Source organism: Flavobacterium sp. LK-23 (assembly GCF_058135255.1).
Window position 1 is genome coordinate 1 of record NZ_JBYUVT010000012.1, and the last position, 18,385, is coordinate 18,385.

Consider the following 18,385-nt stretch of genomic DNA (forward strand, 5'->3'; position numbering starts at 1 on the left):
ACACTCAAGTTTGAATTCATAGCTGTGCTTGACTTTTCTTTCCATAAAAATGCCCCCAAATAGCGTCTAACTTTTTGAGGGCAGTGCAAAATGTTGAACCTTTTTTTATGTCTAATCTGAAAATTTACCCGAGAGAAGAAGTACAATAGCGGTTAGTATTAAAAAACAAAATAAAAAGATAAGATGACTAAATATGGATAAGAAAAATGCTTTTGTTTTAGACATTTTATTGAAGAACTGGATGTTGGTCCAAAAGATTAAAACAATACCAATAATATACATGGTATAAGAATACTGCTGTATATGTGAAGTATGATTGAAAAGAATCAACGCTGGTATGGTTAATAGCTGTACAGAAATTCTTTGCGAGGCTTTGAAAGTATTTAGCACAAAAAGCTCAACAAAATTATAACCTTGTTTTCTAAAAACGAAATACGTACCAATAGTATAAATAGGAATGGAAGCTACTGTTACCCATGAGAAATGGGTCGCGAAAAATTCGTTTAAATAATCAGAATCTATGTTTGGACTCTTTACCGAATCAAAAGTATTAATGTGGAAATAATGATATAAAACTCCATAAAGCGTCGCAAGAACCACAACCAATGATAAAGGCTTGAAATGACGAACTCTTTTTCCTTCTATAAATTCGCGAATAGAATGGCCTGGTCTTGTAAACAATTGTTTTAGAGAATACAAAATACCTTTATCAAAATGCAATAAACCGTGCTGAATGTCGTGCCACAAAAAATGAATATTGATCTTGTGTGTTTCTGCAGGCTGACCGCAATTATTGCAATAATGACCTGTAAAGATCTGATAGCAATTTTTACACATTATTTCCATTTCAGTTCTGTATTTGGTTTATGAATTACTTTTTTGCTTTCTTATGATTCCACTAGGATACATTATTGCCAATAAAACTATTATGAGGAGAAAATTATATTCAACACCGTTTCTTCCTCCGCCTACAACAAACCAGCCTTCTTTAAAATGCACTAGAATGATTCCCATTATAAGAACAAAAATGGTTACAAAACCAGCAAGTTTAACATATTTGTTTGCTAACAAAAGTACCGCCGCTACAACATGAGATAATTTGATGCTCCAAGCTAAAAATACGCCATAGGGAGCAAAACCAATTTGATTTAGAAAAAGATTTCCAAAATCATGAATACCATTATTAAACATTCCGAAAACGGAATGGGTCAAAAGGATAATAGCCACAGCAATTCTCAAAAGTAAATTTGCACTCATAAATTGGTTTTTGGTGAATTTAAAAGTAATAAAAAAAAACGCATATTGCTCTGAATATGCGTTTTAGCTTTTTATAAAAAATAAGTTTTAAACTTTTCCTAAAGTATAAAGCTGTTCCATTGTTGGTGTTGGACTTCCGCCAGCAGGCTCCAAAGTAATTCCAAAAGCCTCAGCCGAATCGGTTTGGCTTACAGCAAAGATTTTTTGTTTATTTCCTTCAAAATCATCCAGTAAACCAATACTTGTCGGAGTAAGAACAGGACTTAACTTTAAAGACCAAACCTGATAAACCATTCCTTTTGGAGGGTCTGGTAAACCTGCAGCATCAATATAAGTCGTTTTAGTCTGCTTATTCCAGTATACTTTTGCAAAAGAAGCTGGAGAAACGGCCTGACCGCCAAGAGTTACTCCGGTATTTTTAATATCTCTTACGATACTTAGATTTTTTTCAGTTTGTTTATTCTGCTGATCTAAGAAAGCGTATTCGCGCTGAATTTTATTTTTTTCATTTCCAACAGTCGAGATTGCTTCTTGAGTTTTTGTTAATTCTAAAGTCTGATATCCTAAACCTAGCAATAACAGCACGGCAGCGGCCCAACCGACATATTGAGACCAGTTTGAAGTTGGTTTCAGTTCGACTACTTTTCCGTGTTTAAGTTCTAGACGAGCTTTAATTTTTTCAAAATTTTCCACAGAATGGAAAGGAGAGAAGCTCGACGAAAGGGCAATTATAGCTTTTTCTATCGAAATGATTTCTTGATCAACTTCGGGTGATTTTTTTGCTAGTTCTGCTATTTCCAAATTTTCTTTTTCGCTCAGTAAGCCATAAACGTATAGCTCTAAAATTCCTGATTCTATATATTCTTGTGCTTCCATTATACTTTCAAATAATTACGTAAATCGTTAATACAGTTTCTGTTTTGTGTCTTGATAGTCCCAAGTGGCATTGCCAATTCTTCTGAAGCTTCTTGCTGGGTATATCCTTTAAAGAATAATAGGTTAATTATTTCGATACATTTTGGTTTCAGTTTCTTTACGAATTCTTGAATTCCAATTGCATCGAGTTTGTGGCTTAATTTATTACTCTCATCTAACAGATTTACGAAATTATCTGAGGAAAGGTTTTTTTGCGTGTTATTATAGTCTTTAGAACGAAGTTTATCGATCGACGTGTTTCTGGCAATATTAATGATCCAGGTGTAAAAACGACCTTTACTTTCGTTATAAGAATCGATGTTTTTCCAGATTTTGACAAAAACATCTTGCAGAACATCTTCTGCTTCTTCTCGATTTTTGATTAGGACATGAATGACAGAAAATAAGCTTTTTGAATACATATCATACAAATGGGTAAAAGCTTTTTCGTCCTTTTTGTAAATTAAGACTAGCAGTTCTTCTTGACTCATAAATTAGAAATTTTAAGTTTAAACATTAGAAATTGAAGCATTATATGTTAACCTGTTATAAAGTTAAATTATTTTTCTCTCACTTTTATATTTTTTTTAATAGCGGAAAACCTAAGAAAATTAAGGCTTCAAGAAAAAAATGCATTTTTTTTGATTTTTTTTAAAACCAAAAACAATCTAATTACGTAAATGTATTTATAAGGCCAGAAAAATCTTAATAGATTCATAGAAAATCGAAAAACTGTTGTTATAATAGCATTATAGACATATGGATAGCAAAATAATAGTCAGAATATTAATAGTTGGATTAACAACAGTTTTGACACTAATCAGTTTTTCTGAAAGTGAATTTTTGAAAGATGCTTTAACAAGCTTTACTAGTAATAAGAATTGATAACGAAATAGTTTAAAAATATTAAATAGTTGATGCACTCGGACTTCCAAAAGAAGATTTTTTTAATATGTCTCTCGATAATTTTAGGATTTAAGTTTACATCATACAAGCCAATAAGAGATTTTTTTTAAAAGACGTTTGACATATAGGGGTTGAAGAAATTTTCGACATAACCGAGTGTCATCAACTATAATTTATAAAAGATTACATAATAATTAATTCATGGTTTGATTTGTTTGTATGGGGGGAAGCCTAACGTCTGATTAACGTTAGGCTTCAATTTTTTATTTAACTTTTGATTGGCAAAAATTATAGACTTAAAATAGTTTTTGTGAAATGGATTTTAGCTAATTTTATAAAAAATTATCAGATGAAAAAAATAATATTAATGCTATTTGGAGCAGCTCTTTTGTCAGCAACAGGATTAAATGCTCAAACTAATACAAACAAGTTATCTAAAAAAGATAAAGCCATGGCTAAAGAAACAATTTATCAATTTAAAGTAGAAGATTTATCAGGTGATACTTTTGACTTTGCTTCTTTAAAAGGCAAAAAGATCATGATTGTTAACACAGCTTCAAAATGCGGTTTAACTCCGCAATACAAAGATTTAGAGGCGGTTTACAAAGAATATAAAGACAAAGGTTTTGTAATTGTTGGATTTCCAGCAAATAATTTTGCTTCACAAGAACCTGGAACGGCTAAAGAAATCGAAACGTTCTGCCAGCAGAATTACGGTGTAACTTTCCCGATGATGAACAAGGTTTCTGTTAAAGGAAGTGATATGTGTGAAGTGTATAAATTCTTAACCGAGAAATCTAGAAATGGATTGCAAGATTCTGAAGTAGAATGGAATTTTCAAAAATATCTAATCAACGAAAAAGGGGAATTGGTTAAAGTAATTAAACCAAAAATTTTAGTTACAGAACCTGAGGTAATCAATTGGATTAAAAGCTAAAAAAAAAACTCAAATTTGAAATTTTCAAATTTGAGTTTTTTTTTAGTTTCAAAGGGACAAAGATACAAAGGGACAGAGTTTTTAAATGCTTTGCGTACTTTAGGTTAATAAACCAAAAACTTTAGTTCCAAAATGATAAAAAGAGGCAAAGGAATAGAGTTTTTAAATACTTTGCGAACTTTGCGTAATGCTTCGCGAACTTTGCGGTTAAACTAAAATAAGCTGCATAAAAACCAAGTCCAGCCAATGGTCAAATTTGTAGCCAACTTCGCGAATCGTGCCCGTAGCGACAAATCCAAATTTTTCATGAAAAGCAATACTTCCTGCATTATTAGCATCAATTGCGCCAATCATAACATGATAACCTTGTTCTTTTGCTAAACGAATTAATTCTGTCAAAAGTTTAGAACCAATTCCTTTTCCAATAATATTGTCCACTACATAGACAGAATGTTCTACGGTATATTGATACCCTATTTTCTCTCTAAATTGACCATAACTTCCAAAACCAACTACTTCGCCATCTAAATCGGCTACAATTATAGGAAGATTTTTAGCTTTTTTGTCTTCAAACCATTTGGTCTGAACTTCCAAAGTTTGAATTTCGTAGCTATAATTAGCTGTAGTATGTAAAATAGAGTGATTTACAATTTCCAGTATCTTTTGCAAATCGTTTGTGGTTGCAGGTCTTAAAATAATGCTCATTGGTAATTATTTCGATTTATTTGGTATTCAGTTCAGCCAATAGAACGTCTACTTCTTTAGAGTTCCAATCCATTTCCTTAGCAATGGCTTTGGCATTTTTGGCGTATTCCAAAGCTTTTTTCTTATTCTTTATTTTATTGTAAAGTTTAGCTTCAAGTAAATTGCCGTCGTAGGAATCATTTAATTCTAAAGAGCGATCTACCCAAGAAATAGCTTTTTTTAAACTTTCAGTATCTTTAATATGCTTAAAGTAAGTATTTCCAATATCCTTTAAAAAACTCGCATCGTTCCAAACTAATTTCTGAGTGTCTTCAAGAGTAACTTTTTTATAGAAATTCCATTTTTCAGTTCTTTCCGCTAATGTCAAATCGTATTTAAAAACCAAAGAATCTGTTTTCTGCAATCGGATAGATTTGGCAATTTCTCTTTGTTTGTAATAGTTTACCGTATCTAAATTATCAACCAAAGGACGAAGCAATTCGTTTACGATACTTTCAATTTTACGGTCAACACGATTTTGAGACGCTACAGCAGCAAATTCTTTCTGATGGTTTAAAACAAACTGAAATTCTCTAGATTTAATATCCGTGACACCGTTGGCTATAACTCTCCAGTTTAATTCGCTAACCAATTGATTATCCGATTGAGTATTCAAATACACGTGGGTTGGTATTGATAACTCAGTTCTATCTTTTCCTTTTTTTAGAGTATTTAAATACGTGAAGAACTTATCTGAATTGCTTGGATCGGCAAGAAACTCCTTTTCTAAATAGGGCAATTGCATTTTCGGATTTAAAGCATAACGCAATTCATTTTGAAACTCCGCTTTTTTCATTTCTCCTTTCAGAGCATAAATTAACGTTTCATTGCTGTCAAGAAATAAAAAAGTAGGAAGTGATTTTGTATTGAATTTATTCTTTAAAGCAATTCCTTCTTCTTTTTCAATATTTTTATAAGTGCATACAAAATTCTTATTCAAAAAATCAATGATTGCAGGATCACTTAAAACTTCGGTTTTCATTAAATTACAATGCGGACACCAATCGGCATAAAGCATTACAAAAAGCGGTTTTCCTTCTTTTTTTGCATTTTCTAAAGCCGTTTTGTAAGGAACATCAACAGGAACAAATTGATTCTGAGAAGTTATGGTTTGAAAAGTAACAGATAAAAAAAGTATAAATAAGAAACGCATAGTAAGGCTGGCTTTTATTAATTATTCGATTTTACAAATATATCCCCTTTTTTGAGAAAGAGCCTTAATATATTCCTAATTATAATATAAATCAAGTGCGAAGTTTGTAACTTTGTAAGCAAGAGAAAGAAAGATTAAATAAGGATTTTTCTTTGAAAAAAGTAATACACGACCGGAATGATTTACCCCAAAATAGCGCTTGCACAAAGCATTATCGAAATTTTATCTGCCAAAGGCATTGTTAATATTATAATTTCTCCAGGATCTAGAAATGCACCTCTAACTATCGGATTTGCTCAAAATTCAAATTTCATCTGTTATAGTATTGCAGACGAGCGATGTGCCGCTTTTTTTGCTCTAGGAATTGCACAGCAAACTAAACAGCCAACTGCAATTGTTTGTACTTCAGGATCGGCTTTATTGAATTATTATCCCGCTTTCGCGGAAGCGTTTTACAGCCAAATTCCCTTAATTGTAATTTCTGCTGATCGTCCGCAGAGTAAAATTGATATTGGTGACGGACAAACGATTCGTCAAGAAAATGTTTTCTCTAATCATTCTGTTTTTAATGCAAATTTGACCGAAGAAGCTTCAGAAGAAAATGATTTGAAAATCAATTTGGCCATTGAAATTGCAATTCAAAAGAAAGGCCCAGTTCATATTAATGCACCTTTTGAAGAACCTTTATACGAAACAACAGAAGAACTTTCTGTACAGCCTATAATTACAAATCCTGAGCCAGAAGCTTTTCCTTTAGCAATAGAAAATAGCGACGACATAGTTTCTATTTGGAATACTGCCAAGCGAAAATTAGTCTTAGTTGGGGTTAATGAAGCAAATGCAATTGATCAAGAAGTTATAGAAAATTTAGCTTCAGATCCGTCAATTGTGGTGCTGACAGAAACAACATCAAATCTGCATCATCCTAGTTTTATCAATTCAATAGATACTTTAATTACTCCTTTTGATGATTTTGATTTTAAGAAATTTAACCCTGAAGTTTTAATCACTTTTGGAGGAATGGTTGTCTCAAAAAGAATTAAAGGGTTTTTAAGAAAATACAAACCAGAACACCATTGGCATATTGATACTTTAAGAGCCTATGATACATTTGGAGCACTTACAAAACATTTTGAGATGCAGCCAAATGATTTCTTTAAAGACTTGCTCTCAAAAACATCTTTTGTAAAAAGCAACTATTTTAATAATGTAGATACCGTTTACCAAACAAGGCTAGAAAGAAGAAAAGAATATTTAAGTAAAATTGAATTTTCTGATTTTAAGGTTTTCGAAAAAGTAATAGAATCACTTCCTAAAAACAGTCTGCTCCAAATTAGCAATAGTTCTGCAATTCGCTATGCACAATTAATCGATATTGATAATTCTATCGAAGTTTTTTGCAACCGCGGAACAAGCGGAATTGATGGAAGTACTTCTACAGCAATTGGTGCAGCGGTTGGAAATAAAAAGCAAACTGTTTTTGTAACTGGAGACATCAGTTTCTTGTACGATAGCAATGCTTTGTGGAATTCATACATTCCGAAAAACTTCAAGATTATTTTAATAAATAATGGAGGAGGAGGAATCTTTAGGATTTTGCCAGGACATCAAGAAAAACCTGTTTTCAATACGTATTTTGAAACCTCTCATAATCTTACAGCGGAGTATTTGGCTAAGATGTATAATTTTAATTATTATGCAGCAAAAGACAATGAATCTTTAGAAAACGGAATAAAATCACTGTATAGTTCAGATGATAAACCGGCAATTTTAGAGGTATTTACGCCAACATTGGAGAATGATCAGATTTTGAAACAGTACTTTAAATACCTGTATTGATTTTGAAAGAAAAATTTTGTTAAATTTTTTGATTTATTGCTTCTTTAGCTATAGATTTGGTGCATTATTCACCAAATTAAATTTATAGTTATGAGCAAGAGAGAAGAATTAATTAAAAAGTACACTACTGATTTAAAAGAGAAATGTGGTATTACAGCTGATGCAGATTTATTAACAAAAGTTACAATTGCTTGCGGTCCGTCAATTTACAATGATGATGCTTCTACGGTAGCTTCTTCACAACAATCAGAATTGGATACTGTAAAAAACAACTTTTTAATTAAGAAATTAGGTTTAACTAGTGGTCCAGATTTAGATAAAGGAATTGATGCCGTTATGGAAAAATATGGAAAATCTAATAAACACAAATATAGAGCTGTAGTTTATTATTTACTGACTGTACATTTTAAGAAAGAAAGCATCTTCAAATAATTTAAGTTTGAGATAATTCAAAATCCCTTTATAACTTATATGTATAAAGGGATTTTCTGTTTTTTACCTACAAATTAAGTTTTGTTAAATTAATTTCTTTGTACGATGCCAAACTTCGTACCTTTGCACCTCACAAACTTAGTTGTATAATCAACTTAGAATATTTAGAAAATGTTAGAAATAGGAAAATACAATACCCTAACTATATTGCGTGACACCAAAGTTGGTTTGTTTTTAGGAGATCCTGAAAACGATCCAGATGGCGTTCACGATGTTTTGCTTCCCAATAAATATGTACCAAAAGTATTTGAAATTGGCGAAGAATTAATCGTTTTTGTTTACTTAGATCATGAACAGCGACCAGTTGCGACAACTTTGGTTCCGTACATTTTACTTAATGAGTTTGCTCTTTTGAGAGTAAATTACATTAATAACGTTGGTGCGTTTATGGACTGGGGAATGGAAAAAGATATCTTGGTTCCGTTTAAAGAACAAGCGCGTCCGATGGAAAAAGGAAAACGCTATTTGGTTTATTTATATTTAGACACACAGACCAATCGTTTGGTGGCTTCAAGCAAAACAAATCAATTTTTGAGCAATGACCAGTTGACGGTTGAAAAAGGAGAAGAAGTAGATTTAATTGTGTCTCATATTACCGATATGGGAATTAATGTTATTATAAACGAACAACATAAAGGCCTTTTGTACAAAGATGAAGTTTATGATGATTCGATAAGAACCGGCGACAGAATGCGTGGTTATATCAAAAACATTCGTCCTGACAACAAAATTGATGTTGCGCTTCAGCCTCAAGGCGTTGAGAGTATAGAACCCAATGCAGATAAGATTTTAAGTGAATTAAGAGCTAGCAGAGGTTTCCTTCGTTTAAACGACAATTCTCATCCAGAAGACATTAAAACAGTTTTGAAAATGAGTAAAAAGTCTTTCAAAAAAGCAATTGGCTCATTATACAAAGAAAAACTGATCGAAATTAAAGAAGACGGAATTTATCTAATAAATTAAATACCAATATTTTAAATTCCAAATTCCAAGATTGATTCAACGCAATCCATTGGAATTTGGAATTTTTATTTTTTGGAATTTATTTTGCGTTAGCAAAACTATTATAACACGAAAGGCTGCTCATTACAAGCAGCCTTTCGCTTTTTATTCAGTTTTAAAAAAAATTGTAATTAAAAAAAAACAGAAATAAAATAATTCGAATTCATCTCAGGACAATGGCTTTACGTATTTTAGAGATCGTCCCATCGATGGTATGTCTTTTAAATAATCAATGCACCTATCTTAAAAGCAAAAAAGAGAATTTCACGGCTCATCCATTGGTTTTATAAAATAACTTTTAGAAAGTTGTGAATTAGTACTTTTTTCCTCTTTTCGTTATCATTCCTATACTAATTAATAGACAATTCTAACATTTAACCTTAGGTGTTACTTTTTTCTTTTTGAAGTTTCGACAAACACATAAATCATTTGCTCCTTTAATTGAGGTTTGTTACTTAAAACCCTAAAAAAATGAGCGACAAATTTTTTAAATTTTCTCAAAAAAATCATTTTTTAGGTTAATAAATCAGTGAAAGAAAATCAATCTGAAATCTTTGAAATGTTTTGTATCTCATTGATTTCTAGGGTGTAAAATTAATTATTATTTTTCTAAACTAATGTTAAAAAATGTTATTTTTTGTAAGTAAATACTAATTGTTAACATTAGAAGTCAATTTAGCAAAGACTTAAGAGCGATTGAGTAGGTAAAGTAGTAAAAATGATTTATTTTTACCCTATAATTATTTTTAAACAAAAAATCAAAATGGATTGGATTACAGCCAGAGAATTTGAAGATATAACTTATAAAAAATGCAATGGAGTAGCAAGAATAGCTTTTAACAGACCTAATGTTAGAAATGCATTCCGTCCTAAAACTACTTCAGAATTATACCAAGCTTTTTATGATGCACAAGAAGATACTTCGATTGGTGTAGTTTTACTTTCAGCCGAAGGGCCTTCAACAAAAGACGGAGTTTATTCTTTCTGCAGCGGTGGAGATCAAAATGCACGTGGACACCAAGGATACGTTGGAGACGACGGACAGCACCGTTTAAATATTTTAGAAGTACAGCGCTTAATTCGTTTTATGCCTAAAGTAGTTATTGCAGTGGTTCCAGGATGGGCTGTAGGTGGCGGACACAGTTTGCACGTAGTTTGCGACATGACGCTTGCAAGTAAAGAACATGCCATTTTTAAACAAACTGATGCAGACGTAACAAGTTTTGACGGTGGTTACGGATCGGCATATTTGGCTAAAATGGTAGGTCAGAAAAAAGCTCGTGAAATCTTCTTTTTAGGTAGAAATTATTCTGCTCAAGAAGCTTTTGAAATGGGAATGGTAAATGCTGTAATTACACATGACGAGTTAGAATCTACTGCTTACGAGTGGGCACAGGAAATCCTTCAAAAATCACCAACATCTATAAAAATGCTAAAATTCGCAATGAACTTGACAGACGACGGAATGGTCGGACAACAAGTTTTTGCAGGAGAAGCAACTCGTTTAGCTTACATGACCGAAGAAGCAAAAGAAGGAAGAAACGCTTTCTTAGAAAAAAGAAAACCAAACTTCGGTGAAAATAAGTGGTTACCTTAATAAATTGTAGATTTCTGATTTTAGATTTTAGATTTCATATTTCATATTCAAGCAATCTAAAATCAGAATTTTTAAAAATCTAAAATCTACATTCTAAAATCTAAAATAATAAAAATGAAACATTGGATTGAAGCCGCTAGACTGCGCACATTACCTTTATCAGTTTCCGGAATTATAGTTGGAAGTATTTATGCATTGTCAAATCCAACAGAAACGATTAACACTCCGACAGAAGTATTCAGCTGGAAAGTTTTTGGTTTTGCTCTATTGACAACGTTAGGATTACAGGTTTTATCCAATTTTGCAAACGATTATGGCGATGGAGTAAAAGGTACTGATAACGCTGATCGAGTAGGGCCGCAACGTGCTATTCAGAGTGGTGTTATTACGCCTCAGGCAATGAAAAAAGCCATTATTATTACTTCGCTTTTAACTTTATTGTCTGCCATAATATTAATCTATTTTGCTTTCGGAAAAGACAATTTCGGATATTCAATCTTTTTTCTATTATTAGGAATCGCGGCTATTGTTTCTGCAATTCGCTATACAGTTGGTAATTCTGCTTATGGTTATAGAGGATTTGGAGATTTATTCGTTTTCATTTTCTTCGGATTAGTGAGTACTTTGGGCGTAAACTTTTTGTACGCAAAAGAAGTTGATCCGCTTTTGATTCTTCCAGCCGTTGCAATCGGGTTATTGAGTGTTGGGGTTTTAAATCTAAACAATATGCGCGATCAGGAATCTGATAAAAAATCGGGCAAAAATACAATTGTAGTGCAATTAGGGGCTAAAAAAGCTAAAAACTACCACTTTTTCCTAATTATTACTGCAATGGTATTAGTAGTTGTATTTGCTATTTTAAGCGATTACAACTTCGACCAATACTTATTTTTATTGGCTTATATTCCGTTGACAAAACATTTAATCACGGTTTACAAAAATCAAGATCCAAAATTGTTAGATCCAGAATTAAAGAAACTGGCATTAAGCACGTTCTTACTTTCTATACTACTTACAGTGTGTATGATTTCTTTGATTTCAGATATCATTGTAAACCTCTTTTTAGGAGGTAGATAAAAATAAACGTTTAATTTAAAAGGTAAAAAAATGAAAATTACATACTACGGACATGCTTCATTGGGAATTGAAGTAGGAGGAAAACATATCATTGTCGATCCATTTATTACCGGAAATCCACAAGCAGCATCAATCAATCTTAGCACAATAAAAGCCGATTATATCTTATTGACGCACGCGCATGCCGATCACGTTTTAGATGTTGAGGCTATTGCTCAAAATACAAAGGCAGTTATTGTTTCTAATGCTGAAATTGCAAGCTATTACGCAAAAAAAGGATTTAATTCTCACCCGATGAATCATGGCGGAAGCTGGAAATTTGATTTCGGAAAAGTAAAATATGTAAATGCAATTCACTCAAGCAGTTTTCCTGACGGTTCTTACGGAGGAAATCCTGGAGGTTTTGTAATCGAAGGAGAACATAAAAATATCTATATCGCCGGAGATACCGCTTTGACTTACGATATGAAATTAATTCCGCTTCGTACAAAATTAGATTTAGCAATTCTTCCAATTGGAAACAACTTTACAATGGATGTTGAAGATGCTATTATTGCTTCAGATTTTGTAGAATGTGACAAAGTTTTAGGATATCACTATGATACTTTTGGCTATATCGAAATCAATCATGAAGAAGCAATCCGCAAATTTTTCGATAAAGGAAAAGATTTAATGCTTTTGCCAATCGGAGATTCTATTGAATTATAATTGTCATCCTGAGCGGAGTCGAAGGAGCTAATCCCGCTATACGCTATATCTTTTGTGGCGAACCCCGCCACAAAAGGATATCGCTGCTATCGGGGCTAGGGCACTCAATTCCATAAGAAAGTTATTTGGCATAATCTATGTTAATTGAATTAAAGTTTTTTAAAGTAAAAATCATTTTAATCTGTGAAATCTGTGGCAATTAAAGCATCATCACAAAATACAACTTTCAAACCAATCCTATTCTTACTATTTATCGCCATTTCCAGTAATGCGTTTGCACAAAAAGACGGTTATTGGGATAAAGAACGAGCTACAACCAAAGAAATTATGATTCCCGCGCGCGATAGAATTTCTATAGCAACAGAAGATTTACCGGTTGGAACTACAGAAATTGTATATAGAATCACACTTTTAGACAAAAATCAAGAAATGGCCAATAGTTTGGTCTCTTTATTAAAAGCAATTCCAGATCCAACAGGAGTAAGTCAGGGGTCGGCTGGTGCTGTTTTTCTGATGTCAAAAATTTCAGGAGATGACAAATGCACCTATTCGATTTTTACGTCTAATGAAAATGCTAAAAAATATATTGCAGATGGTAAAATTGACAATGCTTGCTATTCTCAGGCAGAACCTGTAAGCAAAGATGCCAAACGTTTGTCTGTGAACAAATCTTCTTGTTTAAAGGAAGATATTAGCACTATTTGGTTTGGCTTTGAAAGCAAAAATTGGATTTTGAGTCAGAAAGTTGTTATAGAAGTCGTGCCTTGGGTTGATACTAAATTAAGTCGTGGTTGGAATCAGGATAATAAAAACGAAATTATAAGTTTGTGCAAAACGTCTACAATGGCACAAAAAATGGCCAATTCAGATGATTTCTGCGTTTGCATTTTAAATAAAATTATGAAGCAATATCGTTACGACGAGTTTCAAAAATTATTAGCCGTAGAAAAGACAAAAGTGTACAAAGATTTTGGAAACAGCTGTTACAAAGATGCGGATATATCTAAAAATGTATTCAACGATTTGAGAACGCAAGTCGCTTCTTTAATTAAAGCTCAAAAATACAATGAGGCAATTCCAAAATTAAACACGATTGTTAGCGAAGGCAAAGCAACTGCCTTAGATTACAGTTCTTTAGGCTATTGCTATATTTTGACCAAACAATATGCGAAAGCATTAAAAGTGCTTTTAGAAGGTGAAAAATTGGATGACACCGAATTATTGGTGAAATTAAATCTAGCGCATACTTATTTGGTAAGCGATGATTATAGTGCAGCTAAAGCCATTTACAAAAAATACCAAACACAAAATGTAACCGATAGCTTAAGCTGGATTGCAAAAACAAAATTAGACTTTGCAGCATTTGAAAAAGCAGGTTTGCCAACAAAAGATTTTGAAAAAGTCTTAAAATTATACAATTAAGTTTCTGAGCTATGAAGTTCTTTTTAAAGTTTTTTTTTAAGCTTAGCAACTCAGCATCTTAGCGTCTTAGTATCTTAAAAAAAATGAAAGCATCATATCAAAAATATTTATTAGAGTTTAAACGTCCGTCAGGAACTTCAAGAGGGATTATGACCGAGAAAGAAACTTGGTTTATAATTCTGGAAGAAAATGGCAAAAAAGGAATAGGAGAGTGCGGTATACTTCGTGGTTTAAGTGCAGATGACCGTGAGGACTACGAAGAAAAACTAAAATGGGCTTGCGATAATATTCATTTAGGAGAAACGGAGCTTTGGAATACCTTATTAGAATTTCCTTCTATTCAATTTGGCTTAGAAATGGCTTTCTTGTCTCTTAAAAGCGAGAATCCATACATTTTATTCCCTTCAGATTTTACAAAAAATACGAGTTCAATTCCTATAAACGGATTAGTTTGGATGGGGGAAGCTGCTTTTATGAAACAGCAAATAGAAGAGAAATTGGCAGACGGTTTTAACTGCATAAAACTTAAAATTGGTGCTATTGATTTCAATAAAGAATTAGAATTATTGCAATACATTAGAAGCCATTTTTGTGCAGAAGAAATAGAAATCAGAGTAGATGCTAATGGTGCTTTTTCTTCAATAGAAGCTTTAGATAAACTAAATCAATTAAATCAATTTCAGCTTCATAGTATAGAACAGCCAATTAAAAAAGGCCATATTTCAGAAATGGCAGAATTGTGCAAACAAACTCCATTTCCAATTGCGTTGGATGAAGAGATTATTGGAGTGTTTTCATTTGAAGAAAAAGAAAAATTGCTTCAAGAAATCCAACCCCAATACATCATTTTAAAACCAAGCTTTATTGGTGGTTTCCGTGGTACTCAGGAATGGATTACTCTAGCTGAAAAACATAATATAGGTTGGTGGATTACTTCGGCATTAGAAAGCAATATCGGATTGAATGCCATTGCACAATGGACCTTTACTTTAAATTCGGATATGCCACAAGGTTTAGGAACAGGAGCATTATATAATAATAATATAGATTGCCCACTTGAAGTAAAAAATGGAAAACTTTGGTACAATTCTTCTAAGAATTGGGAAAGGTTCAAAGGTACAGAGTGACAAAGGTAAAATCTCTGAACCTTTGAAAATATGTACCTTTGAACCTATTTTTTACTCTTTCCCGCCCAAAAGATTTTCTTGCCATTCTTTTAAATCCTGCCATTTGCCTTGATAAGCAAAGAGTGCTTGTTTAGCCCATGTGCTCGGATTATGCATGGCGTAATTTTCTCCGCCAGCATCTAGAATAGACTGCATTTTTTCGGTAGAAGCTTGTGAAAGCTCGTACCAGGTATTAATTCCTGAGGCATTAAACAGAGCTTCTATTTTAGGACCAATTCCTTCTACAATTTTTAAATCATTTTCTTTAATTTTCTTGCCTAAGACATTTGCCGCCAAACCAGCATCAAAAACAATGTCTGCAGGTGCAGTTGCAAAAGATTGTACCGAAGCTTTGGTTTTTGCCGCCAAATCTGCTTCTAGTGTAGCGATTTTTGCATTTAAGTTTCGTGTATTCGCTTTACAGGCATCTAAATCAGCTTGAAGCGATGCTGAAAGCGAATCATCATTTTTAGAATTCATTTTTCCTAGTAAATAACCTAAGATTCCACAAATTAAGCCTATTAGAATAGGTATTAAGATACAAGGTATATTCATGATCGTATATTTTTATGTTATTTAATGGTAATTACAGTTCGTCTGTTTGAAGCTTTTCCTTCTGCAGTATTATTATCGCCAATAGGCTCGTCAGGACCTTTAGATTGTGTTTCAATTCTTGCATTATCGATTCCGTTTTTAGAGAGATAATTTTTTGAGAAATCGGCTCTTTTTTGTCCTAAAACAATATTTGAATCGCGATTACCAACATTATCAGAATGCCCAACCACTACAATCACCGCATCTTTTACGTTCTCGGCATATTTGGCAATATCGGTAACTTTTTGCTTCTCAATATCGCTCAATTTCTCACTAGATTTATTGGTGTTAAAGTGGAGAATTAAAGGATCAGCATTTATTTTTGCTTTTAGTGCGCTCCACTCATCATTTGATGTAGCAGTAGAATCTATTGCTTCAAATAAATATTCTGCAGGCCCAATAAGTGTGTCGCCACTCATTTTCCACTTATCTATAATGGTGCCTTTAGTAGAAAACTGATTTTCTAACAATCCTTTTGAAACAAAATAATTCTTAACATCATTGGCCCTCGCCAGACCTAGATTTTCAAAAGTAGTAGAATTTGTTTCGTCCGAAGTCGCGTAACCAGTTATTGTAATTTTTTGTTTTGGATTTGCTTCTAAGAATTTCTTTAAGTTATCAATGCCATTTGTGACCGAGTCACTTACAGGCATAATAAGCTTTGCACTGTTTTTAAGGAACTTCAAATTATCATTTGTCTGATAATTAAGTCCGGGACCATCTAATACAAACGGAACAAAATTGGGCTCTGTGACAGTAGGAGTAACTGTTTTTGGAGTAATGTCCGTTGTTGTTTTTTCACAGCAATTGCAGCAAAATTTTAGATATAAAAAAGTACCCAAAATGATGGTTATTGCAATGCCTAACAGGTAAAGTGCTTTTTTAGACATATATTTCGGATTAAGATTCTATCAAATTTAATTAAAATAATAATCATAACACATTAATAATCAGTTATTTTAATGTTTATACATTAAAGTGAAGCAAAATAAATTGAATTGTTTTTCGACTTTTACACGTTCAAAGACTTGATTAAAATGAGTAACTTGCATAAAAAATAATCTACAGTTAAAATGGTCGAAATAGAAAGAAAGTTTCTTGTAAAATCAGATGATTTCAAGACCCAAGCTTTTACTCAAAATAATATTGCTCAAGGTTATTTGAGTTCTGCCCCAGAGCGTACAGTTCGGATTAGAATTAAAGGGCACAAAGGCTTTATAACCATAAAAGGAATAAGCCATAGCGGTGGTATGTCTCGTTTTGAATGGGAAAATGAAATTCCGTTAGATGAAGCACAAGAGCTATTGAAATTATGCGAAAAGGGCAAAATTGAAAAAACACGTTACGAAATAAAATCTGGAGAGCACATCTTTGAAGTAGATGAGTTTTATGGAGAAAATGAAGGTTTGGTAATGGCTGAAATCGAGTTAAACTCTGAAAATGAAACTTTTGAAAAACCAGAATGGTTGGGCGAAGAAGTAACAAATGACGAAAGATATTACAATGCTTATTTAAGCAAAAATCCATTTAAAGATTGGCAAAAATAAAATGACAGAATCAAAATACGACCTTATTATTGTCGGAGGCGGGCCAATTGGTCTCGCTTGTGCGATAGAAGCTGAAAAGAAAAAACTTAAATATTTAATTATAGAAAAAGGTGCAATCGTTAATAGCATTTTCAACTATCCGCTTTACATGACCTTTTTTTCTACGGCAGAAAGATTAGAAATTGGCGAGATTCCGTTTAATTGTTTGGCTCCAAAACCAGGACGTCAAGAAGCTTTGGAATATTACAGAAATATTCATCGCTATTTTAAATTCAACATTAATTTATTTGAAAAGGTACTGAGTGTAGAGAAACAAAACGCAATTTTTAAGATTACAACAGATAAGGGAAATTATGAAGCACAGAACGTTGTAATCGCAACAGGCTTTTATGATATTCCGATTGAAATGAATGTTTTAGGTGAAGCTTTACCCAAGGTACGCCATTACTATAAAGAAGCGCACGAATATGCTTTTAGAAAAGTTTTGGTTGTAGGCGCTAATAATTCGTCTGTAGATGCGGCTTTAGAATGCTGGAGAAAAGGAGCAGAGGTTACCATGGTAATTCGTAAAAACGAAATTAATAGCCGTGTAAAATATTGGGTTAAACCCGATATTGAAAACCGAATTGCAGAAGGAAGCATTAAAGCATATTTTGAATCTAATATTACCGAAATTAGAGAAAATGAAGTAGAAATTGAAACTCCAAACGGAAAGGTTACAATTGAAAATGATTTCGTTTTGGCTTTAACAGGATATAAGCCCGATTTGACTTTTCTAGAAAAAATGGGGATCAAACTCTCTGAAGATGAATTGAAAATCCCAGTTTATAATCCCGAAACCATGGAAACTAATGTAGAGGGTTTGTTTCTTGCCGGAGTAGTTTGCGGCGGAATGCAGACACATAAATGGTTTATAGAAAACTCTAGAGTTCATGCTAATCTGATTGTAGATTATTTAAGCTCAAATTAAGAAATTTGTCTTTTGAGCTATATTTTTAGAGCTAAAAAGCATTTCGACTTCGCTCAATG

The 18,385-nt window shown here is 32.7% G+C and carries 19 protein-coding genes; 11 read left to right on the forward strand and 8 right to left on the reverse strand.

Annotated features, from left to right (window positions below; translation table 11 throughout):
• Nucleotides 1–111 precede the first annotated feature (111 nt).
• From AC3Y25_RS16655 to AC3Y25_RS16670, 4 genes are all read right to left on the reverse strand, one after another.
• Nucleotides 112–846 (reverse strand): DUF3667 domain-containing protein, encoded by a 735-nt coding sequence (locus tag AC3Y25_RS16655; RefSeq protein WP_489903503.1) that lies wholly within the window; start codon nt 844–846, stop codon nt 112–114.
• Nucleotides 847–864: 18 nt separating this feature from the next.
• A complete protein-coding gene (locus tag AC3Y25_RS16660; RefSeq protein ID WP_489903504.1) occupies nt 865–1,257 on the reverse strand; it encodes a DoxX family protein in 393 nt (130 codons plus the stop codon).
• Nucleotides 1,258–1,344: 87 nt separating this feature from the next.
• Nucleotides 1,345–2,133, reverse strand: coding sequence for an anti-sigma factor (locus AC3Y25_RS16665; protein WP_482501574.1), 789 nt, complete (start codon nt 2,131–2,133; stop codon nt 1,345–1,347).
• Nucleotides 2,133–2,663, reverse strand: coding sequence for an RNA polymerase sigma factor (locus AC3Y25_RS16670; RefSeq protein ID WP_250836192.1), 531 nt, complete (start codon nt 2,661–2,663; stop codon nt 2,133–2,135). The genes AC3Y25_RS16665 and AC3Y25_RS16670 overlap by 1 nt, the downstream gene beginning before the upstream one ends.
• Nucleotides 2,664–3,427: 764 nt before the next feature.
• Here AC3Y25_RS16670 and AC3Y25_RS16675 point away from each other — a divergent pair.
• On the forward strand, nt 3,428–4,015 hold the full coding sequence (locus tag AC3Y25_RS16675) for a glutathione peroxidase (RefSeq protein WP_489903505.1): 588 nt from the start codon (nt 3,428–3,430) through the stop codon (nt 4,013–4,015).
• A gap of 207 nt (nt 4,016–4,222) precedes the next feature.
• Here AC3Y25_RS16675 and AC3Y25_RS16680 read toward each other — a convergent pair whose 3' ends face one another.
• Together AC3Y25_RS16680 and AC3Y25_RS16685 are read right to left on the reverse strand one after the other, a co-directional pair.
• Complete coding sequence (locus AC3Y25_RS16680) at nt 4,223–4,720, reverse strand: GNAT family N-acetyltransferase (RefSeq protein ID WP_427873821.1); 498 nt, start codon at nt 4,718–4,720, stop codon at nt 4,223–4,225.
• Between the two features lie 16 nt (nt 4,721–4,736).
• Nucleotides 4,737–5,912, reverse strand: a complete 1,176-nt coding sequence (locus AC3Y25_RS16685) for a thioredoxin family protein (RefSeq protein WP_427873820.1) — start codon at nt 5,910–5,912, stop codon at nt 4,737–4,739.
• Nucleotides 5,913–6,089: 177 nt separating this feature from the next.
• Between AC3Y25_RS16685 and menD the strand changes: the two genes are divergently transcribed.
• From menD to AC3Y25_RS16725, 8 genes are all read left to right on the forward strand, one after another.
• A complete protein-coding gene (gene menD, locus AC3Y25_RS16690) occupies nt 6,090–7,751 on the forward strand; it encodes a 2-succinyl-5-enolpyruvyl-6-hydroxy-3-cyclohexene-1-carboxylic-acid synthase (protein WP_427873819.1) in 1,662 nt (553 codons plus the stop codon).
• Nucleotides 7,752–7,841: 90 nt separating this feature from the next.
• A complete protein-coding gene (locus AC3Y25_RS16695) occupies nt 7,842–8,183 on the forward strand; it encodes a DUF2853 family protein (RefSeq protein WP_427873818.1) in 342 nt (113 codons plus the stop codon).
• 171 nt (nt 8,184–8,354) lie between these two features.
• Nucleotides 8,355–9,206 (forward strand): CvfB family protein, encoded by an 852-nt coding sequence (locus tag AC3Y25_RS16700; RefSeq protein ID WP_489903506.1) that lies wholly within the window; start codon nt 8,355–8,357, stop codon nt 9,204–9,206.
• An 802-nt stretch (nt 9,207–10,008) separates the two neighbouring features.
• Nucleotides 10,009–10,842: a 1,4-dihydroxy-2-naphthoyl-CoA synthase gene (locus tag AC3Y25_RS16705; RefSeq protein WP_489903507.1), complete on the forward strand. Its 834-nt coding sequence runs from the start codon at nt 10,009–10,011 to the stop codon at nt 10,840–10,842.
• A 114-nt stretch (nt 10,843–10,956) separates the two neighbouring features.
• The gene (gene menA, locus AC3Y25_RS16710) at nt 10,957–11,919 is read left to right on the forward strand and encodes a 1,4-dihydroxy-2-naphthoate octaprenyltransferase (protein ID WP_489903508.1); all 963 of its coding nucleotides are present in this window, start codon (nt 10,957–10,959) and stop codon (nt 11,917–11,919) included.
• 30 nt (nt 11,920–11,949) lie between these two features.
• Nucleotides 11,950–12,627, forward strand: coding sequence for a metal-dependent hydrolase (locus AC3Y25_RS16715; protein WP_250836184.1), 678 nt, complete (start codon nt 11,950–11,952; stop codon nt 12,625–12,627).
• 183 nt (nt 12,628–12,810) lie between these two features.
• Nucleotides 12,811–14,049 (forward strand): tetratricopeptide repeat protein, encoded by a 1,239-nt coding sequence (locus AC3Y25_RS16720; RefSeq protein WP_489903509.1) that lies wholly within the window; start codon nt 12,811–12,813, stop codon nt 14,047–14,049.
• 83 nt (nt 14,050–14,132) lie between these two features.
• Nucleotides 14,133–15,176, forward strand: coding sequence for an o-succinylbenzoate synthase (locus AC3Y25_RS16725; RefSeq protein ID WP_489903510.1), 1,044 nt, complete (start codon nt 14,133–14,135; stop codon nt 15,174–15,176).
• Nucleotides 15,177–15,227: 51 nt separating this feature from the next.
• On the opposite strand, the gene AC3Y25_RS16730 is transcribed toward AC3Y25_RS16725, so the two are convergent.
• Together AC3Y25_RS16730 and AC3Y25_RS16735 are read right to left on the reverse strand one after the other, a co-directional pair.
• A complete protein-coding gene (locus AC3Y25_RS16730; protein ID WP_379801047.1) occupies nt 15,228–15,770 on the reverse strand; it encodes a helix-hairpin-helix domain-containing protein in 543 nt (180 codons plus the stop codon).
• A 17-nt stretch (nt 15,771–15,787) separates the two neighbouring features.
• Entirely contained in the window at nt 15,788–16,699 is a 912-nt protein-coding gene (locus tag AC3Y25_RS16735; RefSeq protein WP_489903511.1) for an OmpA family protein, read from the reverse strand.
• A gap of 183 nt (nt 16,700–16,882) precedes the next feature.
• Between AC3Y25_RS16735 and AC3Y25_RS16740 the strand changes: the two genes are divergently transcribed.
• Together AC3Y25_RS16740 and AC3Y25_RS16745 are read left to right on the forward strand one after the other, a co-directional pair.
• Nucleotides 16,883–17,356: a CYTH domain-containing protein gene (locus AC3Y25_RS16740; protein WP_489903512.1), complete on the forward strand. Its 474-nt coding sequence runs from the start codon at nt 16,883–16,885 to the stop codon at nt 17,354–17,356.
• Between the two features lies 1 nt (nt 17,357).
• Nucleotides 17,358–18,326, forward strand: coding sequence for a YpdA family putative bacillithiol disulfide reductase (locus AC3Y25_RS16745; RefSeq protein WP_489903513.1), 969 nt, complete (start codon nt 17,358–17,360; stop codon nt 18,324–18,326).
• The last annotated feature ends 59 nt before the right edge of the window (nt 18,327–18,385 follow it).